This window comes from Novosphingobium sp. GW821-FHT09E05, from assembly GCF_059416165.1.
Window position 1 is genome coordinate 2,341,162 of record NZ_JBWKOQ010000001.1, and the last position, 16,815, is coordinate 2,357,976.

The window sequence follows — 16,815 nt, forward strand, 5'->3', positions numbered from 1 at the left end:
CTCAGTAGGTGACGGTGACGGTGACCGAATCGGTGTAGGCGCCGGCGGTCGTGTTCTGGTTGCCGGGGATGCGGCCGTAGACGGTGTAGGCGGTGGCGGAGGTCCCGGCGGTCCCGGGGACGGTGTCGGTGGAGACGGTGTTGCCCCAGTTGGTGGTGCGGCCGGAGTCCGAATAGAGCGCGTAGTTGAGCGTATGGCCGCTGCTGGTCAGCTTGCGCACCGTGGTGGTCGCGCCCGCGCCGCCGCCGGCGCTCAGGCCGACGTTGTAGGCGGTGCCCTGCGTGCAGGTGACGTTGAGTGTCGCCGTCGCATCGAGGTTGGTCCCGGCGACGGGGTTGTAGGTGCCGAACGCCAGCGGGCTGGCCGCGACGATGCAGGCGGACTGCACCGTCGCGGTCACCGCCATGGTGTCGGTAACCGTGGCCGCCAGCGCGGCCTGGGGAGCGAAAGCGAAACCGGCCGCAAGGACGAACCCAGCGGCAAGCGGGCGGATGCAGGACAGGGCCATGCGGGTGTGGTGAACGTTGCTCATGCCAGTCGTTTACCAAGAGGTCGTTGCGCAGCCGTCCAATGCCCTCCCCGGTGATGCCCGTAGATTGGCGGAAACCATGGCCGAAGTCTCGAGGTCGGTCCCGGGGCAACGCTCGGGCGATTTCCGGTTGCCTCACCGTGAAAACGCCCATGTCCGGCGGGGCGGCGCTTTTGCCGCCGGGGTCAAGCTGCCAAGGTTCGCGCAAAGGGAGAAGACACTCCCGGGAGAGACGAGACCTTGCGTTATCTATCGGAAATCGCTGCCGCATGGCGGCCGCTGCTGGCGGCGACGCTGGGCATGGGCACGGGCATGTCGATCATCGGGACGGTCACCAGCGCGATCGCACCGACCCTGGTCTCGGACGCCGGGTGGTCGAAGTCGGACTTCGCGATGGTCGGCACGCTCGGCCTGCTCACCGCGCTGGCCATGCCCTTCATCGGCCGCCTTGCCGATGTGCTCGGCGTCAAGCTGACGGCGCTGATCGGCATCGTCGCGATGCCGCTGGCGTTCCTCGGCTTCAGCCTCAACGGCGGATCGTTCAACATCTACCTCGCGGTCTTCGTCTTCCAGAGCGTGGTCTGCGTGACGACCACCGCCACGGTCTATACCCGGCTCGTGGTGCAGCACGTCGTCCACGCACGCGGGCTGGCGCTGGCGATCGTCGCCTGCGGACCGGCACTGTTCAGCGCGGTCGGCGGACCGATCCTCAACGAATACGTCGAGGCGCACGGCTGGGTCGCGACCTATCGGACGCTGGCGCTGTTCGTGACCCTCACCGGCATCGTCACCTTCCTGCTGATCCCCTCGACCGGACGCGACCATGCCCTCGCGGTCCTCACCCCCAAGCGCCGCGCGCGCGACGATTATCCCGAGGTGTTCCGCGAGCCGGCGTTCTGGATCCTGTTCGCCTCGATGTACCTGTGCAACCTGCCGCTGACGCTGATCCTGGTGCAGCTCAAGATGCTGGTGCTCGACAACGGGATCACCGGCGAGGGCGCGTCGATCATGTTCACCGCCCTGGCGCTGGGCATGCTGCTCGGCCGCTTCATCACCGGCGTCGCGCTCGACCGTTTCGCACCCAACGTGGTCTCGTTCTTCACGCTGGGACTGCCGGGCGTGGGCCTCTACGTGCTGGCGACCAGCTACGACGCGCATGCCGTGGTCACCGCCGCGATCTTCAGCCTCGGCTTCGCGGTCGGCGCGGAAGGAGACATCCTCGCCTTCCTCGTCGCGCGGCATTTCCGGCCGGCGATCTATTCGAGCGTGCTGGGGCTGCTGACGGGCGTGTGCTCGCTGGCCGCCGCGTCGGGGGCGATGCTGCTCAGCCTGACGATGGCCCGGACCGGAAGCTTCAACACGTTCCTGGTTATCACGGGAACCTCGGTGCTGGTCGGATCGCTGCTGCTGCTGATGCTGCGGCGGGCGCCCGACGAAGCATTGCCGGGAGAACCCGTGGCGGCGTGAACGCAGGGCCGATGTGATTGACGGTGGATCATTTCCAGATAGAATGAGGGGCAAGCGACCGGCGAGTCCCTTCAAGAGCGCCGGCGAGGAGAGAGGCCCCTCATGCCCGCGCAGCCCATAGCAGGCCCGGACCTGTTCCACTTGCCCGTCGAGACCGCCGCGTTTTCGAACGACCCGACGCCCTGGCTGGAAGCGGCCCGCACCCGCCATCCCTGGTTGGCGACGAGCGTAATCGGCCCGGTGCTCACCTCGTACCGCGCCATCGATGAGATCCTGCGCATGGACGATGCACTGGCGATGCCCGGCAGCGAGATCGTCGCGATCATGGGCGCGCAGGGCACCGGCTGGGGCGACTTCGCGCAGGAGATGCTGCTCGTCCGCCACGGCGCCGACCACCACCGCCTGCGCTCCAGCGTCAGCGCCGCCTTCGGGCCGGGCAACGTCAAGCGCATGCGCCCGGTGATGATCGAGACGATCGCCGCCCTGCTGGACGAATGGGCGCCCCGCGGCGCGTTCGACTTCACCGAATTCGCCGCCAACTTCCCCGTCCGCGTGATGTTCGCGCTGATCGGAGGCGACGTCGCGCGGCTGCCGGCGATCATCTCCTCGCTCGAGGTGCAGGGCACCAGTTTCAACATGATCGTCGAGGACATGCCCCGCATCGAGGAGGCCTATCAGGTGCTCTGGCGCTTCGTCGACGAGCTGATCGAGGAGCGCGGGCGCGATGGCGAAAGGGGCGACCTGCTCGACGACCTCATCGCCGCCGAGACGCGCGGCGACCTCACCGCCAAGGAACTGCGCCAGATGCTCGTGTTCCTGTTCGGCGCGGGCTACGACACCTCCAAGAACCTGCTGACGCTGCTGATGGATTCGATGATCGCCCATCCCGCGATGTGGGAGCGCTGCGCGAGCGACCGCGACTACTGCCGCAAGGTCGTGCGCGAACAGCTTCGCCTCACCAGTCCTTCGAACACCTACCGTGTCACCACCCGCGAGGTGACGTGGGAGGGCGTGACGATCCCGGCGGGCACCATGCTGCTGTTCCCGCTCGGCATCTCGGGCCGCGACCCGGCGCTGTTCGCACGGCCGCTCGACTTCGATCCCGAGCGCCCCGACCGCACCGCACCGCTCGCCTTCGGGCGCGGCATGCACATCTGCCTCGGCCAGTTCCTCGCGCAGGCCAATGTCGAGGAAGCGACGCACCTCATCGCCCAGCGCCTGACCAACCCGCGCCACGCCGCCGTGCCGGAATGGCGCAGCTTCTGCGGGGTCTGGGGCATCAGGTCGCTGCCGATCGCCTTCGACCCGGCGCCGGCCCGCGTGCCCGAGCCGGTGGGGTGACGGGCAGCCTCACTCAGCCAAGTTGAAGGAACCGGGGCGGTTGAAAAAATCTCCGTCGCCCCGACCGGCTTGTTTGCATTTACGGGGCAGGAGCTCGGGCGCTACCTGGCCGGGAAGTGCCGGCCTCAGGCCTGTACGGCCAGCTCCGCCTTCTCGTTCTCCGCCGCGAAGCGCCGCGCCAGCACCGCGCAGACCATCAACTGGATCTGGTGGAAGAACATCAGCGGCAGGATGATCGCGCCGACCTGTGCTGCCGGAAACAGCACGCCGGCCAGCGGCACGCCGGTCGCCAGGCTCTTCTTGGAGCCGCAGAACAGGAGCACGATCCGGTCCTCACGCGAGAAGCCCAGCGCCTTGCCGACCACGGTCGAGATCACCATGACCACCGCCAGCACGGCGAGCGAGATCACCGCGATCAGGCCCAGTTCGCCCAGCGTCACCTTCTGCCACAGCCCCTCGATCACCGCCGCCCCGAAGGCGGTATAGACCACCAGCAGGATCGAGCCGCGATCGACGTAGCCCAGGATCTTCTTGTTGCGCGTCACGAAGCCGCCGATCCACGGGCGCAGGAAATGACCCGCCAGGAACGGCAGCAGCAACTGCGTGGCGATGGCGATGACCGGGTCGGTGGAAAAGCCCCCGCTGTCGCCGGTGATCAGCAGCGCGGTCAGCAGCGGCGTGATGAAGATGCCCGCAAGGTTCGAGAACGAGGCGCTGCACACCGCCGCCGCGACGTTGCCGCCGGCGATCGCGGTGAAGGCGATCGAGGACTGCACGGTCGAGGGCAGCAGCGTGAGGAACAGCACGCCCGTCGCCAGCGAAGGCTCGAGCCCGGGGATGGCGCGGACGCCGAGGCCGATCAGCGGGAACAGCACGAAGGTCACCGCCGCCACCGTCAGGTGCAGCTTCCACGCCCGCGCGCCGTCGAGGATCGCCTCGCGCGAGAGCTTGGCGCCGTGCAGGAAGAACAGCAGCGCGATGCCCGCGTCCGCGACGCCGCCCGCGATGTCCGCCCAGATGCCGCGCGCCGGCAGGACCGAGGCCAGCCCCACCGTGCCGACCAGCAGCAACAGGTAGGGATCGATATTCAAGCGCGCGAGCAGCCCCTTCATCCGTGCAATTTCCCCGTTATGTCGTCAGAGCCACTTCTGCTCGCGGTACCACTGCGCGGTGGACTTCAGCCCCTCGCGCGTCTCGATGCGCGGCTGCCAGAGCGCGGCGGGAACCGCGGCCTCGGGCGAAACCACCCAGTCCGGGTGGCTCAAATAGCCCGCACGGTCGAGAGTCATTTTTGCGCGCGGCCCGCGCAAAAACTTGTCGAGGCGCGCCACGCGGCTGAGCATGGCATGCGACAGGCCGATCACGCGCGGGCGCTTGCCCATCGACCAGCCGATCGCCAGCGCCGTCTCGTAGTGGTCCCAGCCCTGCGGCTTGCCGTCGTCGGGCTCGAAGATCCGTCCGCTGACGCCGCCGACCCGCTCGCCGTCTCCCGGAACCAAAGCGACCAGCAGACGCGCAAGGTCCTCGACATGGATCATCGAGGCGCGGCCTTCCCTGGGCATCGGCATGACGCCCCAGCGCGCGGCCTTGAACAGCTCGAGCATGTCCTTGTCGCGCGGCCCGTAGATCGCGGGCGGTCGCACGATCGTCCAGTCGAGCGAGCTGGCCATGATGAACTTCTCGGCCTTGGCCTTCGATGCCCCGTAGATGGAAAGCTCCGGCTCGCGCGCGGATAGCGAGGAGACGTGGACGAGCCGCCGGATACCCTGCGAGACCAGCGTCTCGATCAGGTTGAGCGTGCCGGTGACGTTGCCCGCCTCGAACCCGGCCGCATCGGGCGCGTTCACCACGCCGGCGACATGGATCGCCGCTTCGGCCCCGCGCGTCAGCTCGGCCAGAGCGGCGCTATCGGCAAGGTCGCCGCCGACCCAGTCGACGTGCTTGCGCTCCGGCTGGGCGCGGCGCGTCAGGGCCCGCACGGCGTAGCCGGCAGCGAGCGCGGCATCGAGCACGGCCTGCCCGACGAACCCGGTCGCCCCGGTGAGCGCGATGATCGGCCGGTCCACTCTGTTCACTTCATCACCATCTGGTCGCGGTGGACCACCGAGGAGCGCGGCGCGTAGCCGAGTACGGCTTCCTGCGCGTTCGAATGCAGCCCGACGATCGCCGCGCACTCGGCCGCGTCGTATTCGGAAAGGCCGTGCGCCAGCACCCGGCCCTCGCCATCGACGATCGCCACCGGATCGCCGCGCCCGAACACCCCCTCGACCGCGGTGATGCCCTTGGCGAGCAGGCTCGAACCCCGGCGCAGCGCCGCCGCGGCGCCGTCGTCGACGATAAGTTCGCCCTTGAGCTTGAGCCGTCCGCCCAGCCACGCCTTGCGCGCGCCGGCTTTCCTGAGGCCGGGCACGAACAACGTGCCGATGCCCTGCGCCATGATGCGCTCGACCGGCCGGTCGTGCTGGCCGTTGCCGATGACGAGGCAGATGCCCGCGAGTTCGGCGATCTCGGCCGCCTGCAGCTTCGACACCATGCCGCCCGAGCCCATGCCCGAGTTCGATTCGGTGCTCGCCATGGCGTGGACCTCGCGCGTGACCCCCTCGACTACCGGGATCAGCGTCGCGCCGGGCAGTTTCGGATGGCGGTCGTAGAGTCCGTCGATGTCCGAAAGCAGCACCACCGCGCTCGCCTGCGCGGCCTGCGCCACGCGCGCGGCGAGGCGGTCGTTGTCGCCGAAGCGGATTTCCTGCGTCGCGACCGAATCGTTCTCGTTGATGACGGGCACCGCGCCCGCATCGAGCAGCCGGGTCAGCGTGGCGGTGACGTTGAGGTAGCGGCGGCGATCCTCGAGGTCGTCGAGCGTCAGCAGCATCTGCGCGGCCGTGATGCCGTGATCGCCCAGCAGCTGAGCCCATAGCCCCGAGAGCGCGATCTGGCCGACGGCGGCACTGGCCTGCGCGTCGGCAAGGCTGCCGCGCCCGCCCTTCTCCAGCCCCAGCGTCGCCGCGCCCAGCGCGATCGCGCCCGACGACACGACGATGACGTCCTGCCCCCGGTCCCGCGCCTCGGCGATTTCGGCCACGAGCCCGGCCACCCAGTCGCGCCGCACGCCTTCCGGGCCGACGAGCAGCGCCGAGCCCACCTTGATGACAAGGCGAGGTGCGAGAGCGGCGTCGGCGAGATCGGAGAGTCGGGAAATGGGCATGGGAGCGCCAGCCTCTAGGGTAATAGCCGGTAGGTGGAAAGCGTCAGCTTGCGCGGATGGGCGCGGCGGCGGAACGCATGGGCCCTGGCGCCCAGCCCCCCGGAGCCCGCAGGCGGTGCCCCTCGCCGTCGCGCCGCGAAAGGGAGGGTTTCACGCGATCAGATCGGCGACCACGGCTTGTCGTCGAGTTCCTCGCGCTCGCCGGCGGGACGCTCGGTCACGGTGGCGGCGGGGAGGTAGTCGATGATTGCGTCGAGCAGCTTCGACATGCCCTTGCCCGTGGCGCCCGAGATCGGGAACACCTCGTCGGCGCCGGCCTTGAGCAGCAGCTTGGCGTAGTCGGCCGCCAGCGCATCGTCGACGAGATCGATCTTGTTCAGCGCGACGAGGCGCGGCTTGTCGGCCAGGTCCTCGCTGTAGGCTTCCAGTTCCTCCTCGACGATCTGCATGGCCTCGACCGGGTCGGTGTTGGAGATGTCGATGAGGTGGACGAGCACGCGGCAGCGCTCGATGTGGCCGAGGAACCGGTCCCCCACGCCCGCGCCGTCGGCGGCGCCCGCGATCAGGCCCGGAATGTCGGCCACCACGAACTCACGGTGATTGTGGGTCACGACGCCCAGCTGCGGACGCAGCGTGGTGAAGGCATAGTCGCCGACCTTGGCCTTGGCGTTCGACAGCTTGTTGATGAAGGTGGACTTGCCCGCGTTGGGCATGCCGACGAGGCCGACGTCGGCCAGCAGCTTGAGGCGCAGCCACACCCACTGCTCTTCCGGCTGGATGCCGGGCTGGTGCTGGCGCGGCGCGCGGTTGGTGCTGGTCTTGTAGCTGGCGTTGCCGCGTCCGCCGAGGCCGCCCTCGCTGAAGACCACGCGCTGGCCGGGCTCGGTCAGGTCGAGCAGGACGGTGTCGCGGTCCTCGTCGTCGGCGATGACCTGGGTGCCGATCGGCACCTTGATGACGAGGTTCTTGCCCGCCGCGCCGTTGCGGTTCTGGCCCATGCCGTGCCCGCCGCGCGGCGCCTTGAAGTGCTGGGTGTAGCGGAAGTCGATCAGCGTGTTGAGGCCGGCGACGGCCTCGAAGATGATGTCGCCGCCCTTGCCACCGTTGCCGCCGTCGGGGCCGCCGTATTCGACGTACATCTCACGCCGGAAGCTCACCGCTCCGGGTCCGCCGCCGCCTGCACGGGTATAGATCTTGGCCTGGTCTAGAAAATGCATCGGTCCTGATCGCTTCCGGCGCTCAATCAGCGCTCCTGTTGCGACCGGTCCCGGCCGCCGGAACCTTCACCGTCCCGTATGCGCCACCTGCCGCAGATAAACAAAAAACCCGGCCGTGTCTCGGGCCGGGTGATGCCCGGTTGCCCCGAACACGCCTAAAATGTCGATACTGGTGGAGCCGAGGGGGATCGAACCCCTGACCTCGTCATTGCGAACGACGCGCTCTCCCAGCTGAGCTACGGCCCCGTTCCAGTATCATGCCCGCCACGGCATGCGCCGTACCGGAGCGCCCCCTTAGCGAAGAGAACTCCCGCCGGAAAGGCCAAAAATGCATGGGCGCCGATTCCGCGCCCATGCAGCGCCCGCTTACTGGCTGAAGCCCTTGGTCTGCGCCATCGTCTGTTCCGAGGTCGGCCGCACCGTTATCAGGCCGCCCGCGCCGTAGCGCGCCTGCCACGCGGCGAGGTCGGCGCGGTACTGTTCGAAGGCGGTGAAGAACTCCTTGAACGGCGCCTCCAGCTTGGCGAGGCCTTGGTAGGAGTACCCCTCGAACTGGCTGGGCTCGACCGTCATCAGCTCGGTGGAGACTTCCATCGCCGCACGGCAGAAGCCCGCATCGACGGGCGGCAGCGAGAAGAAGTTGTAGACCTGCGTCTGGTACGTCTCGCGCGCGACGATCGCGGCGCGGCCCTTGTGCTGGCTCTGGAAGCTGCGGTCGATCTCTAGCGAGGCCTTGTGGAGCGACTTGTCGTAGGTCTTGAGGAAGCGCTTGTAGCCTTCCAGGATCGGCGCGTATTCCGGCTCGATGCAGTTCAGCGCAGCGACGTTGTAGGCCGAGCGCAGGTTCCACACCGCCTGCGAGGTGGAGATGCCGTAATTGACGGTATGGCGCTGCCCGTCCTCGGCGATCGGGGGGATCGTCATTTCCGCCTGCGCGCCCATCGGCGGCGACGGCATCGGCGGGATGACGACCACCGGCGGCGGCGGCGGCGGCGGCGGCGGCGCCTTGGCGCAGCCTGCGAGGGTGGCCAGCGTCACGGCGAGAACGGAGCCCGCCAGCAATGGCAGGCGGCGCGCGCCCCGCTCGCTTGCCTTGATCTCAATCCCGATTTTCACGCACGTATTCTCCATCACAGGAAAAAAGGTCTAACGCTGCGAGCCTATAAAGCAAATGCCCGGTGCGACGAAACGCACCGGGCATCATGGCTATACGAATCTGGACTGTGGATTAATCGCTCAGAAGGGGTTTTCCCTCCATTCCGGTTTCATCCGCAGGCGCAGGGTCAGCGCCCGCTCAGTCCCTCTGGCCGAGGAAGCTGAGCAGGAACTGGAACATGTTGATGAAGTCCAGGTACAGGCTCAGCGCGCCGAGGATCACGGCCTTGCCGACGAAGTCGGTGCCGCGCAGCTGGGCGTACTGGTTCTTGAGCATCTGCGTGTCGTAGGCGGTGAGGCCCGCGAAGATCAGCACGCCGAGGATCGAGATCGCCAGCTGCAGCATCGTGGAACCCACGAAGATGTTCACCAGCGACGCGATCAGGATGCCGACCACGCCCATGATGAGGAACGTGCCGAAGCCCGACAGGTCCTTCTTCGTAGTGTAGCCGTAGAGGCTCAGGCCCGCGAAGGCGGCGGCCGTCGCGAAGAACGTGGTTGCGATCGACGAGCTCGTGTAGATCAGGAAGATCGTCGAGAGCGACATGCCCATCACTGCCGCGAAGCCCCAGTACAGGACCTTCAGGGTGGATTCGCTGAAGCGCTGCGCACCGCCGCTGATCGCGAAGACGAAGCCCAGCGGCGCGAGCATGACCAGCCACTTGATCGGGCTGCCCATCATCGCGGCCGCGAAACCGTAATTCGCGAAGACGAACGCCACGATGCCCGAAAGCAGGACGCCCGAGGCCATGTAGTTGTAGATCGACAGCATGTGCCGCCGCAAACCGGCATCGTAGGTCGTCCGGCCGGCGGTGCGCCCGTCTAGGCTCGGAGACGCACCGAAGCCCGTGCGGGGCTGGGGGTCGTTCCAATTCGCCATTTCTAACTCCCTTTCGCGGAAAACCAGCACAATGCGGTTCCGCACGAAAGGGAATATCGCCCCGACCCCACCAAGTTTCAAGGAAAACCGGCGCCCGGCATTTGTGACAAAGTGTATATCGCTGCCGGAACGGAGCGTTATCCCTGCCGGGCGGCGGCGGCCATCTCCGCATTGCGGTCGCGCGAGGCGGTCATGGCGCTGGCGATCACCTCGCCGAGGGCATTTCCTTCGTCCAGCACGTTCATGCCCGCACGGGTCGAGCCGCCGGGGCTCGCCACCTTGTCGGCCAGTTCGCCCGGCGAGAATTCGGACGCACCCGCCAGCAGCGCGGCGCCCTCGACCATGGCGAGCGCCAGGCGCTGCGACTGTCCTTCCTCGAGCCCGAGCGCCACGGCCCCGGCCGCGAGCGAGTCGATGAAGCGGTAGACGAAGGCCGGGCCGCAGCCCGCCAGCGCGGTCACGGCGTCGAACAGGTGCTCGCCCGCCAGCCATTCCGGGGTCCCGAGCGGCGCCATCAGCGCCGTCACGGCGGCGCGGCCGATCTCGTCGAGCCCGCGCGCGTCGAGCGCGATCGGCGACCTGCCGATGGCGGCGGCGAGGTTGGGCATGATCCGCACCAGCGCGCCCGCCCCGGGGAAGCGCGCGGCGAGACTGTCGAACTCGACGCCCGCGAGGATCGAGAACAGCACCGCCTGCCCGCCCAGCAGCGGCGCCAGCAGCGGGGCCACGTCGTCGAGCCCCTGCGGCTTCACGCCCAGCAGCACCGCGTCGAACCGGCCCTCGGCGGGCAGTTCGCGCAGCAGCGTCACGCCCTCGGGCACGGTTTCGCGGTGGGGATCGACCACGGTGAAGCGCGCAGGCGCCATGCCGCCGGCCAGCCAGCCTGTGAGCATCGCCCCGGCCATGTTGCCGCAGCCGACGAGCAGGATGCTTTGAAACCGGTCCATGTCCATATTCCCCATGAGTGACGGCGCGCGGCTTAGGCGAGCGGGAACGGCGTGCCAAGGGCCAAGCGGCTGCGCGGGCCATGGGCCATCGCCCGCCGCAGGACCGGGATCGCAGGGCACAGAAAAAGGGCCGGGAAGATCGCTCTTCCCGGCCCCCTGTCTGTTTCAGCGGTCCTGAAGGATCAGGCGCCGGTGACTTCGGTCGTGTCGATCTTCAGGCCGGGGCCCATCGACGAGGACAGCGACACCTTGCGGACGTACTTGCCCTTGGCGCCGGCCGGCTTCGCCTTGACGATCGCGTCGACGAAAGCGGCGAAGTTCGACTTCAGGTCTTCGTCCGAGAACGACATCTTGCCGATGCCGGCGTGGATGATGCCCTGCTTCTCGACGCGGAACTCGATCTGGCCGCCCTTGGCGTCCTTCACGGCCTGCGTGACGTTCGGGGTGACGGTGCCCAGCTTCGGGTTGGGCATCAGGCCCTTGGGACCCAGCAGCTTACCGAGACGGCCGACGACGCCCATCATGTCCGGGGTGGCGATGACGCGGTCGTAGTCGAGGTTGCCGGCCTGCATGTCTTCCATGAGGTCTTCGGCGCCAACCTTGTCGGCGCCGGCGGCGAGAGCCTCGGCGGCCTTGTCGCCCTTGGCGAACACGGCGACGCGGACTTCCTTGCCGGTGCCGGCCGGGAGCGAGACCATGCCGCGGACCATCTGGTCGGCGTGGCGCGGATCGACGCCCAGGTTCAGCGCGACTTCAACGGTCTCGTCGAACTTGGTGGTCTTGAGGTCGCGCAGGGTCTGGAGCGCTTCGCCGACGGCGTAGAGCTTCATGTTGTCGCCCAGCTTTTCCGACAGCGACTTCTGCTTCTTGGTGGTCTTCATGGATTAGCCCTCCACAACCTGGAGGCCCATCGCGCGAGCGGAGCCTGCAATGATCTTCGTCGCCGCGTCAATGTCGTTGGCATTGAGGTCGGCCATCTTGACCTGGGCGATCTCGGCCAGCTGCGACATCTTGATCGTTCCGGCGGACACCTTGCCCGGCTCCTTCGAACCCGACTTCAGGCCGGCGGCCTTCTTGATGAGGAAGGTGGCGGGGGGCGTCTTGGTGACGAAGGTGAAGCTGCGATCCGCGTAGACGGTGATGATGGTCGGGATCGGCATGCCGTTCTCGAGTTCCTGCGTGGCGGCGTTGAACGCCTTGCAGAATTCCATGATGTTCACGCCGCGCTGACCCAGCGCCGGACCGATCGGCGGCGACGGGTTGGCCTTGCCGGCCGGAACCTGCAGCTTGATGTAACCTGTAATCTTCTTGGCCATGTGGCCGCTCCTTTTTCACACTGTCGCGCGCCCGAAACCCGGGAACGCTCATGCCTAGCGGTGAGAACGGATGCCCGAAGGCATCCTCCCGCGAGGGAATCGTTCCGGCCGAGGCCGGTCCGAAGGGGGCGCCCCTAAACGAAACGCCGGCAAAAGGAAAGAGCGCGTTTGCGCCCGCCTCAGGCGGGGCTGGTCGCCGACCCCGCCCGCCGCTCCCACGCGGCGCGGACGGCGCGTCGGGCCGGGACTTCGAAGCGGCGATAGGCCAGGTCGCTCAGCACCAGCACCAGCGCGGCATAGCCCAGCGTGATCGTCCCCGCCAGCCAGCCGGTCTCCGCGGCCTTCAGCGAGGGGACGAAGATCGCCAGGCAGGGAAAGTGAATGAGGTAGACCGCATAGGAGCGGTCCCCGAGCCATACCGCCGCGCGGCTCGCCAGCAGCGGCAGGCGCAAGGCCAGCAGCAGCGCGCAGGGCCAGGCGAGCAGGCAGACCGGCGGCAGCGGACTGGCGCTTCCCATGTCGATGGCGAGGCCAAGCGCCAGTCCGGTGACGAGTGCCGCCACCGGCACCGTCGCAAGGCAGGCGCGCCGCCGCCACAGCACTTGCCCGAGGAAGAAACCCAGCAGTCCGCGCGGCACGCCGTCGCCGACCCAGGGGCCGCCCGCACGGCCCTGCAGCGCGAAATGCACCAGAGCCACCACGATCGCACCGCCGGTCACCCAGCGCAGCGTCCGGTCACCGCGCACGGCCGCGAGCACGAAGACGAGGTAGCACACGATCTCGACCGAGATCGACCACGAGGGGCCGTTGAAGGTGTGGCTGACCTTCCCGACGAAGGCCTGCGCCATGAACAGGTGGGCGGCGAACGCGGCCCAGGTGTTGTCGGCGCTCCCGGCAAATATCACGGCCGACGCGAACAGTGTCAGCAGGTGCAGCGGATAGAGCCGGGCCACGCGCGCCACCGCGAAATCGGCCATGCCTGCCCGCTCGAGTCCACCGCCCGGCAGATAGACATGTGCGAAGATATAGCCGGAGATCAGGAAGAACAGGTCGACGAAGGTCCAGCCCCAGTCGCGGAGCCAGATCACCAGAGACGGCGCACCGGCCATGACGGAGGCGTCGAACTCGAGCAAGGGGTGGTAGAGGAATGCGACGCCGCAGGCCGCGAGGCCGCGCAGGCCGTCGAGCGAGGTCAGGCGGGAGCGGCCGGACGTCATGATTGCAGGGCCTTCAGGCCGGGGCCGCGAAGAACGCAGGTCAGGCGGCGCGAAAGCCACAGGGCGCCGACCCCGGAGGCAAGCCCGAGCGCGACCTGCCAGCTTCTCGCCACGTCCAGCGCCTGCAGGGTCAGGATCACGGGACCGTGGACGGCATAGAGCGGGAACGACAGGGCCCCCGCCCCCATCGCCAGCCGCGAGCCGCCGCCGCTGCGCAGGCCTCCCGCGATGAGCAGCGGGCACAGCACGGCGACGAAGGTGAAGTCGGCAAGAGTGTTGGCGAGCCCCGTCACGATGGACAGGGCGAAGAATGCCGGCATCGCGCTCCAGGTGAAGGCCGCGCCGACCCGGATCGGCGGCCGGTCCCGCCAGGTTCGGTAGAGGACCACGCCCATGCCGTAGGGCGCCAGCGTGCGCACGAAGACGAGCACCCAGTTTTCGGGTCCGGGCGGGAAGCCCAGCCCCTTCCCCCGCGCCGCGAACACCAGCAGCACCAGCAGGACCGCGCTCAATGCGGCGAGGCGCCGCGTGGGCATCCGGGCGAAGAGCAGGCCGTGGACAAGGTTGGCACCCAGCTCGCAGCCGATCGACCAGGCGGGCGGGTTGAGCATGACCGGCATGACCAGCAGGCCCACAACCGCGATCAGCCATGCGCCCTGCCCGCTGTCGGCGAGCAGCCAGGGTATGCCCAGCATGCTGCCAAGGAAGACCAGCGGATAGAGCCTGACGAATCGCGCGCGCATGAAGCCGGCGGTCGCCGCCCCGCCGCCTTCCCTCAGCCGATCCTCGTAGCTGCGCGCCATGACGTAGCCGCTCAGCATGAAGAAGAAGTCGACCGCCAGATAGGCGTTGCCGGGAATGTCGGCGAAGACGTGCGACAGGAACACGCACAGGGCGGCGATGCCCCGCAGTCCGTCCAATCCGTCCAAGCGCCCCCTGACCATGCGCGGCTCATGCCACCACAATCGTTAAGTCGGCGCTAACCGTGCCTTAGCTGGGCGCTAAATGCAGGCCGCCCCGCAACGCCGGTCGGCGCACGGGGCGGTTGGTGACTGCAGGGGAACCGGGCGAAACCGCCCGGCGCCGCTTACTTGCTGAGTTCGACGTGCTCGAATTCGAGCTCGACCGGCGTGGCGCGGCCGAAGATCGACACCGCGACCTTGACGCGGTTCTTGTCGAAATCGAGCTCTTCCACGATGCCGTTGAAGCTGGCGAACGGACCGTCGAGGACCTTCACCGAATCGCCGATCTCGTAGTCGATGCTGATGGTCTTGCGCGGCGTGGCGGCGGCGAGTTCGGCGGCGCCGAAGTAGCGCTTCGCCTCGTTCTCGCTGATCGCCTGCGGCTTGCCCATGGAACCGAGGAAGCCGGTCACCTTGGGAGTGTTCTTGACGAGGTGGTAGACGTCGTCGTTGAGATGCAGCTTGGCGAGCACGTAGCCGGGCATGGTCTTGCGCTCGACCTGGACCTTCTTGCCGCGCTTGACCTCGGTGATGGTCTCTGCGGGAACCTGCACGTCCTCGACGAGCTGCGAGAGGCCCATCCGCTCGGCTTCCGAGAGGATGGATTCCTTCACCTTGTTCTCGAAACCGGAATAGGCGTGGATGATGTACCAGCGGGCCATGGTTGTCTCTTCGTGTCCTAGTTTCGTGCGATCAGAGCAGCGACAGCAGCGAGCTGACGACCCAGCCGAACAGCGCGTCGATGCCCAGGAAGAACGTGGCGAGAAGCACCGTCATGATGCCGACGAAGATCGCCGTCGTCACCGTCTCCTGGCGCGAGGGCCAGTGGATCTTGCGCGCTTCCGCCTGGACCTGGCGCATGAATTCGCCGGGGGTTGTCTTGGCCATCTTACGTCGCTCTCTCGTCGCTTGCCTGGTGCCCGGCACAGGTCCGGGCGCGAAAATTCTCGTGTCTTCCGGCTAGGGTTCATCGCCGCCCCGACCGGGGTCGGGAGGGGCTTGGTGAAGTCCGCTTGTCGGAAGGAAACCGCGACTTAGCTTCCGTCGCCCGGATTTGCAAGGTCCACCGCGTCGGGAAGCCGTGCGAGGAACGAGTTGGGCGTCGCGTAGACGATCCGGGCGCCGTCGGGGATGCCCACCGGCTGCTTGTCGCCGATGTACCAGAGGTAATCGGCATGGCGGGCCGGCTTGAACTTCCTGAGGTCGATCCGCTGGCGCGGCGAATAGAGGATGCGCTGGGTGGGATCGTTGAAGCGGTAGCGCGTCTCGCGCATCGACAGCATGTGGACGTCGGGCAGCGCGAAGTTCGAATTCTCCATCGCGCTGCGGCGCACGACCGCAAAGCTGCCGAAGTGCTCGAACGGCCCGAACAGCCACTGCGAGCGCGGGATCGCCACGGCGGTCGCCACGCGCGCGCCTTCGGGTACATGGTCGAGCGCGGCGACGAGCTGGCGCGCGGTCTGCGCGTCCTGGTACCAGACCACGCTCGTCACCGCGATGCGCACCGTGAACAGCAGGCTTGCCAGCGCCAGTCCCCAGCGCGGCACCGGCCAGTCGATCGCCATGCAGGCGACCATCAGCGCGGCGGTGCTCAGGCGGTAGTCGGCATAGTCGCCGCCGAAGATCTGCCGCGGCACGATGAGCGTCAGGATGAGCAGGATCAGTGCCGCCCAGCCGACCCGGCCGTCGAAGCGGCGCAGTACGAGCGCGGCGGCCACGACCGCCACCACCAGGCACAGGCTGGTGATGTCGAGGACCTGATCGTAGCTGCGCATCGCCTTGTAGAGGATGCCCCACTTGTACTCGAGCACGCCCCAGCGGCCGTAGGAGACCTTGGAATTGGCGCCCATGCCCAGCAGCATCGGCAGCAGCGGGAACACCAGCGGCCAGGGCTTCAGGAGCGGTCGCCAGTCGAGCCAGCTGCGGCGGCGCGACCACTCGTAGCCGAATATCAACACGCCCATCACGCCCCAGCCCGAGACGTGGCATATCCACACGACGAAGCCGACCGGCACCATCACCGCCCAGCGCCACCGCCATCCCTCCAGCCGCACCCAGCCCGCGAAGGCAAACAGCGCGAAGGCGAGCGAGAGCGAGTAGTTGAGGAAGCCCATCAGCAGCGAAGGCGACCAGATCATGGCGAAGGCGAGGATGGCGCCGACACCGATGCGCTTCCTGAGGCTCCACTCCACGGCCATGATCGCCATGCCGGTGAGGAACGGGATCGAGGCGACGATGAAGCGCCCGGCCTCCTCCAGCCCGAGCAGCGGGGTGAGCGGCACCATCAGCAGTTCGGCGCCGAGGTTGCCGGTCCACTCCCAGTTGAACAGGAAGTAGCGCGTCAGGAACGGGTCGTGCCCATGGTCCAGCATGATCCGGTAGCCTGCGAGATGCGACGGGTAGTCGGTCATCTGCGGCGTCCAGGCGAGCAGCGCCGGCAGCATCGCCAGGCACGACAGGACGAAGCCCAGCCAGGCCGCTTCGTGGCGGGTGCGCAGATAGGTCTCGCTGGTGCGGAAGCGGCGCTTGCCGGCTTCCGGGCCCTCTGGTTCAGGATGCGCGCTGGCGTGCATGTGCGA

General features: G+C 67.9%; 17 protein-coding genes and 1 tRNA gene. 2 read left to right on the top strand and 16 right to left on the bottom strand.

The features are described 5' to 3' along the window. Nucleotide 1: 1 nt before the first annotated feature. Nucleotides 2-532 carry a Csu type fimbrial protein gene (locus tag AC07M9_RS11085; RefSeq protein WP_494883743.1) on the bottom strand — a complete coding sequence of 177 codons (531 nt, stop codon included), beginning with the start codon at nucleotides 530-532 and terminating at the stop codon, nucleotides 2-4. Nucleotides 533-769: 237 nt separating this feature from the next. On the opposite strand from AC07M9_RS11085, the gene AC07M9_RS11090 reads away from it, so the two are divergent. Further along, the gene (locus tag AC07M9_RS11090) at nucleotides 770-1,996 is read left to right on the top strand and encodes an MFS transporter (protein ID WP_494883744.1); all 1,227 of its coding nucleotides are present in this window, start codon (nucleotides 770-772) and stop codon (nucleotides 1,994-1,996) included. A gap of 102 nt (nucleotides 1,997-2,098) precedes the next feature. After that, nucleotides 2,099-3,337 (top strand): cytochrome P450, encoded by a 1,239-nt coding sequence (locus tag AC07M9_RS11095; RefSeq protein ID WP_494883745.1) that lies wholly within the window; start codon nucleotides 2,099-2,101, stop codon nucleotides 3,335-3,337. A 125-nt stretch (nucleotides 3,338-3,462) separates the two neighbouring features. Here AC07M9_RS11095 and AC07M9_RS11100 read toward each other — a convergent pair whose 3' ends face one another. The 15 genes from AC07M9_RS11100 to AC07M9_RS11170 form a co-directional block, all read right to left on the bottom strand. Continuing rightward, nucleotides 3,463-4,449 carry a bile acid:sodium symporter family protein gene (locus AC07M9_RS11100; protein ID WP_494883746.1) on the bottom strand — a complete coding sequence of 329 codons (987 nt, stop codon included), beginning with the start codon at nucleotides 4,447-4,449 and terminating at the stop codon, nucleotides 3,463-3,465. Nucleotides 4,450-4,473: 24 nt separating this feature from the next. Continuing rightward, on the bottom strand, nucleotides 4,474-5,412 hold the full coding sequence (locus AC07M9_RS11105; RefSeq protein ID WP_494883747.1) for an NAD-dependent epimerase/dehydratase family protein: 939 nt from the start codon (nucleotides 5,410-5,412) through the stop codon (nucleotides 4,474-4,476). After that, nucleotides 5,409-6,542, bottom strand: a complete 1,134-nt coding sequence (gene proB, locus AC07M9_RS11110) for a glutamate 5-kinase (protein WP_494883748.1) — start codon at nucleotides 6,540-6,542, stop codon at nucleotides 5,409-5,411. Before proB ends, AC07M9_RS11105 begins: the two co-directional genes overlap by 4 nt. A 158-nt stretch (nucleotides 6,543-6,700) precedes the next feature. Continuing rightward, entirely contained in the window at nucleotides 6,701-7,759 is a 1,059-nt protein-coding gene (gene obgE, locus AC07M9_RS11115) for a GTPase ObgE (protein ID WP_494883749.1), read from the bottom strand. 170 nt (nucleotides 7,760-7,929) lie between these two features. After that, a tRNA-Ala gene (locus AC07M9_RS11120) sits at nucleotides 7,930-8,005 on the bottom strand. Between the two features lie 120 nt (nucleotides 8,006-8,125). Continuing rightward, nucleotides 8,126-8,875: a hypothetical protein gene (locus tag AC07M9_RS11125; protein WP_494883750.1), complete on the bottom strand. Its 750-nt coding sequence runs from the start codon at nucleotides 8,873-8,875 to the stop codon at nucleotides 8,126-8,128. Nucleotides 8,876-9,053: 178 nt separating this feature from the next. Beyond that, complete coding sequence (locus tag AC07M9_RS11130; RefSeq protein WP_494883751.1) at nucleotides 9,054-9,794, bottom strand: Bax inhibitor-1/YccA family protein; 741 nt, start codon at nucleotides 9,792-9,794, stop codon at nucleotides 9,054-9,056. 137 nt (nucleotides 9,795-9,931) lie between these two features. Further along, entirely contained in the window at nucleotides 9,932-10,741 is an 810-nt protein-coding gene (locus tag AC07M9_RS11135; RefSeq protein ID WP_494883752.1) for a pyrroline-5-carboxylate reductase family protein, read from the bottom strand. A 182-nt stretch (nucleotides 10,742-10,923) separates the two neighbouring features. After that, on the bottom strand, nucleotides 10,924-11,622 hold the full coding sequence (gene rplA / locus AC07M9_RS11140; protein ID WP_494883753.1) for a 50S ribosomal protein L1: 699 nt from the start codon (nucleotides 11,620-11,622) through the stop codon (nucleotides 10,924-10,926). Between the two features lie 3 nt (nucleotides 11,623-11,625). Further along, entirely contained in the window at nucleotides 11,626-12,057 is a 432-nt protein-coding gene (gene rplK / locus AC07M9_RS11145; protein ID WP_494883754.1) for a 50S ribosomal protein L11, read from the bottom strand. Between the two features lie 179 nt (nucleotides 12,058-12,236). Continuing rightward, nucleotides 12,237-13,274 (bottom strand): acyltransferase family protein, encoded by a 1,038-nt coding sequence (locus tag AC07M9_RS11150; protein WP_494883755.1) that lies wholly within the window; start codon nucleotides 13,272-13,274, stop codon nucleotides 12,237-12,239. Then, entirely contained in the window at nucleotides 13,271-14,194 is a 924-nt protein-coding gene (locus tag AC07M9_RS11155; protein WP_494883756.1) for an acyltransferase family protein, read from the bottom strand. Before AC07M9_RS11155 ends, AC07M9_RS11150 begins: the two co-directional genes overlap by 4 nt. Nucleotides 14,195-14,361: 167 nt before the next feature. Beyond that, nucleotides 14,362-14,898 carry a transcription termination/antitermination protein NusG gene (gene nusG / locus AC07M9_RS11160; RefSeq protein ID WP_007684065.1) on the bottom strand — a complete coding sequence of 179 codons (537 nt, stop codon included), beginning with the start codon at nucleotides 14,896-14,898 and terminating at the stop codon, nucleotides 14,362-14,364. A 31-nt stretch (nucleotides 14,899-14,929) separates the two neighbouring features. Continuing rightward, entirely contained in the window at nucleotides 14,930-15,124 is a 195-nt protein-coding gene (secE, locus tag AC07M9_RS11165; protein ID WP_494883757.1) for a preprotein translocase subunit SecE, read from the bottom strand. A gap of 146 nt (nucleotides 15,125-15,270) precedes the next feature. Further along, nucleotides 15,271-16,809, bottom strand: a complete 1,539-nt coding sequence (locus AC07M9_RS11170; protein ID WP_494883758.1) for a hypothetical protein — start codon at nucleotides 16,807-16,809, stop codon at nucleotides 15,271-15,273. Nucleotides 16,810-16,815 lie beyond the last annotated feature (6 nt).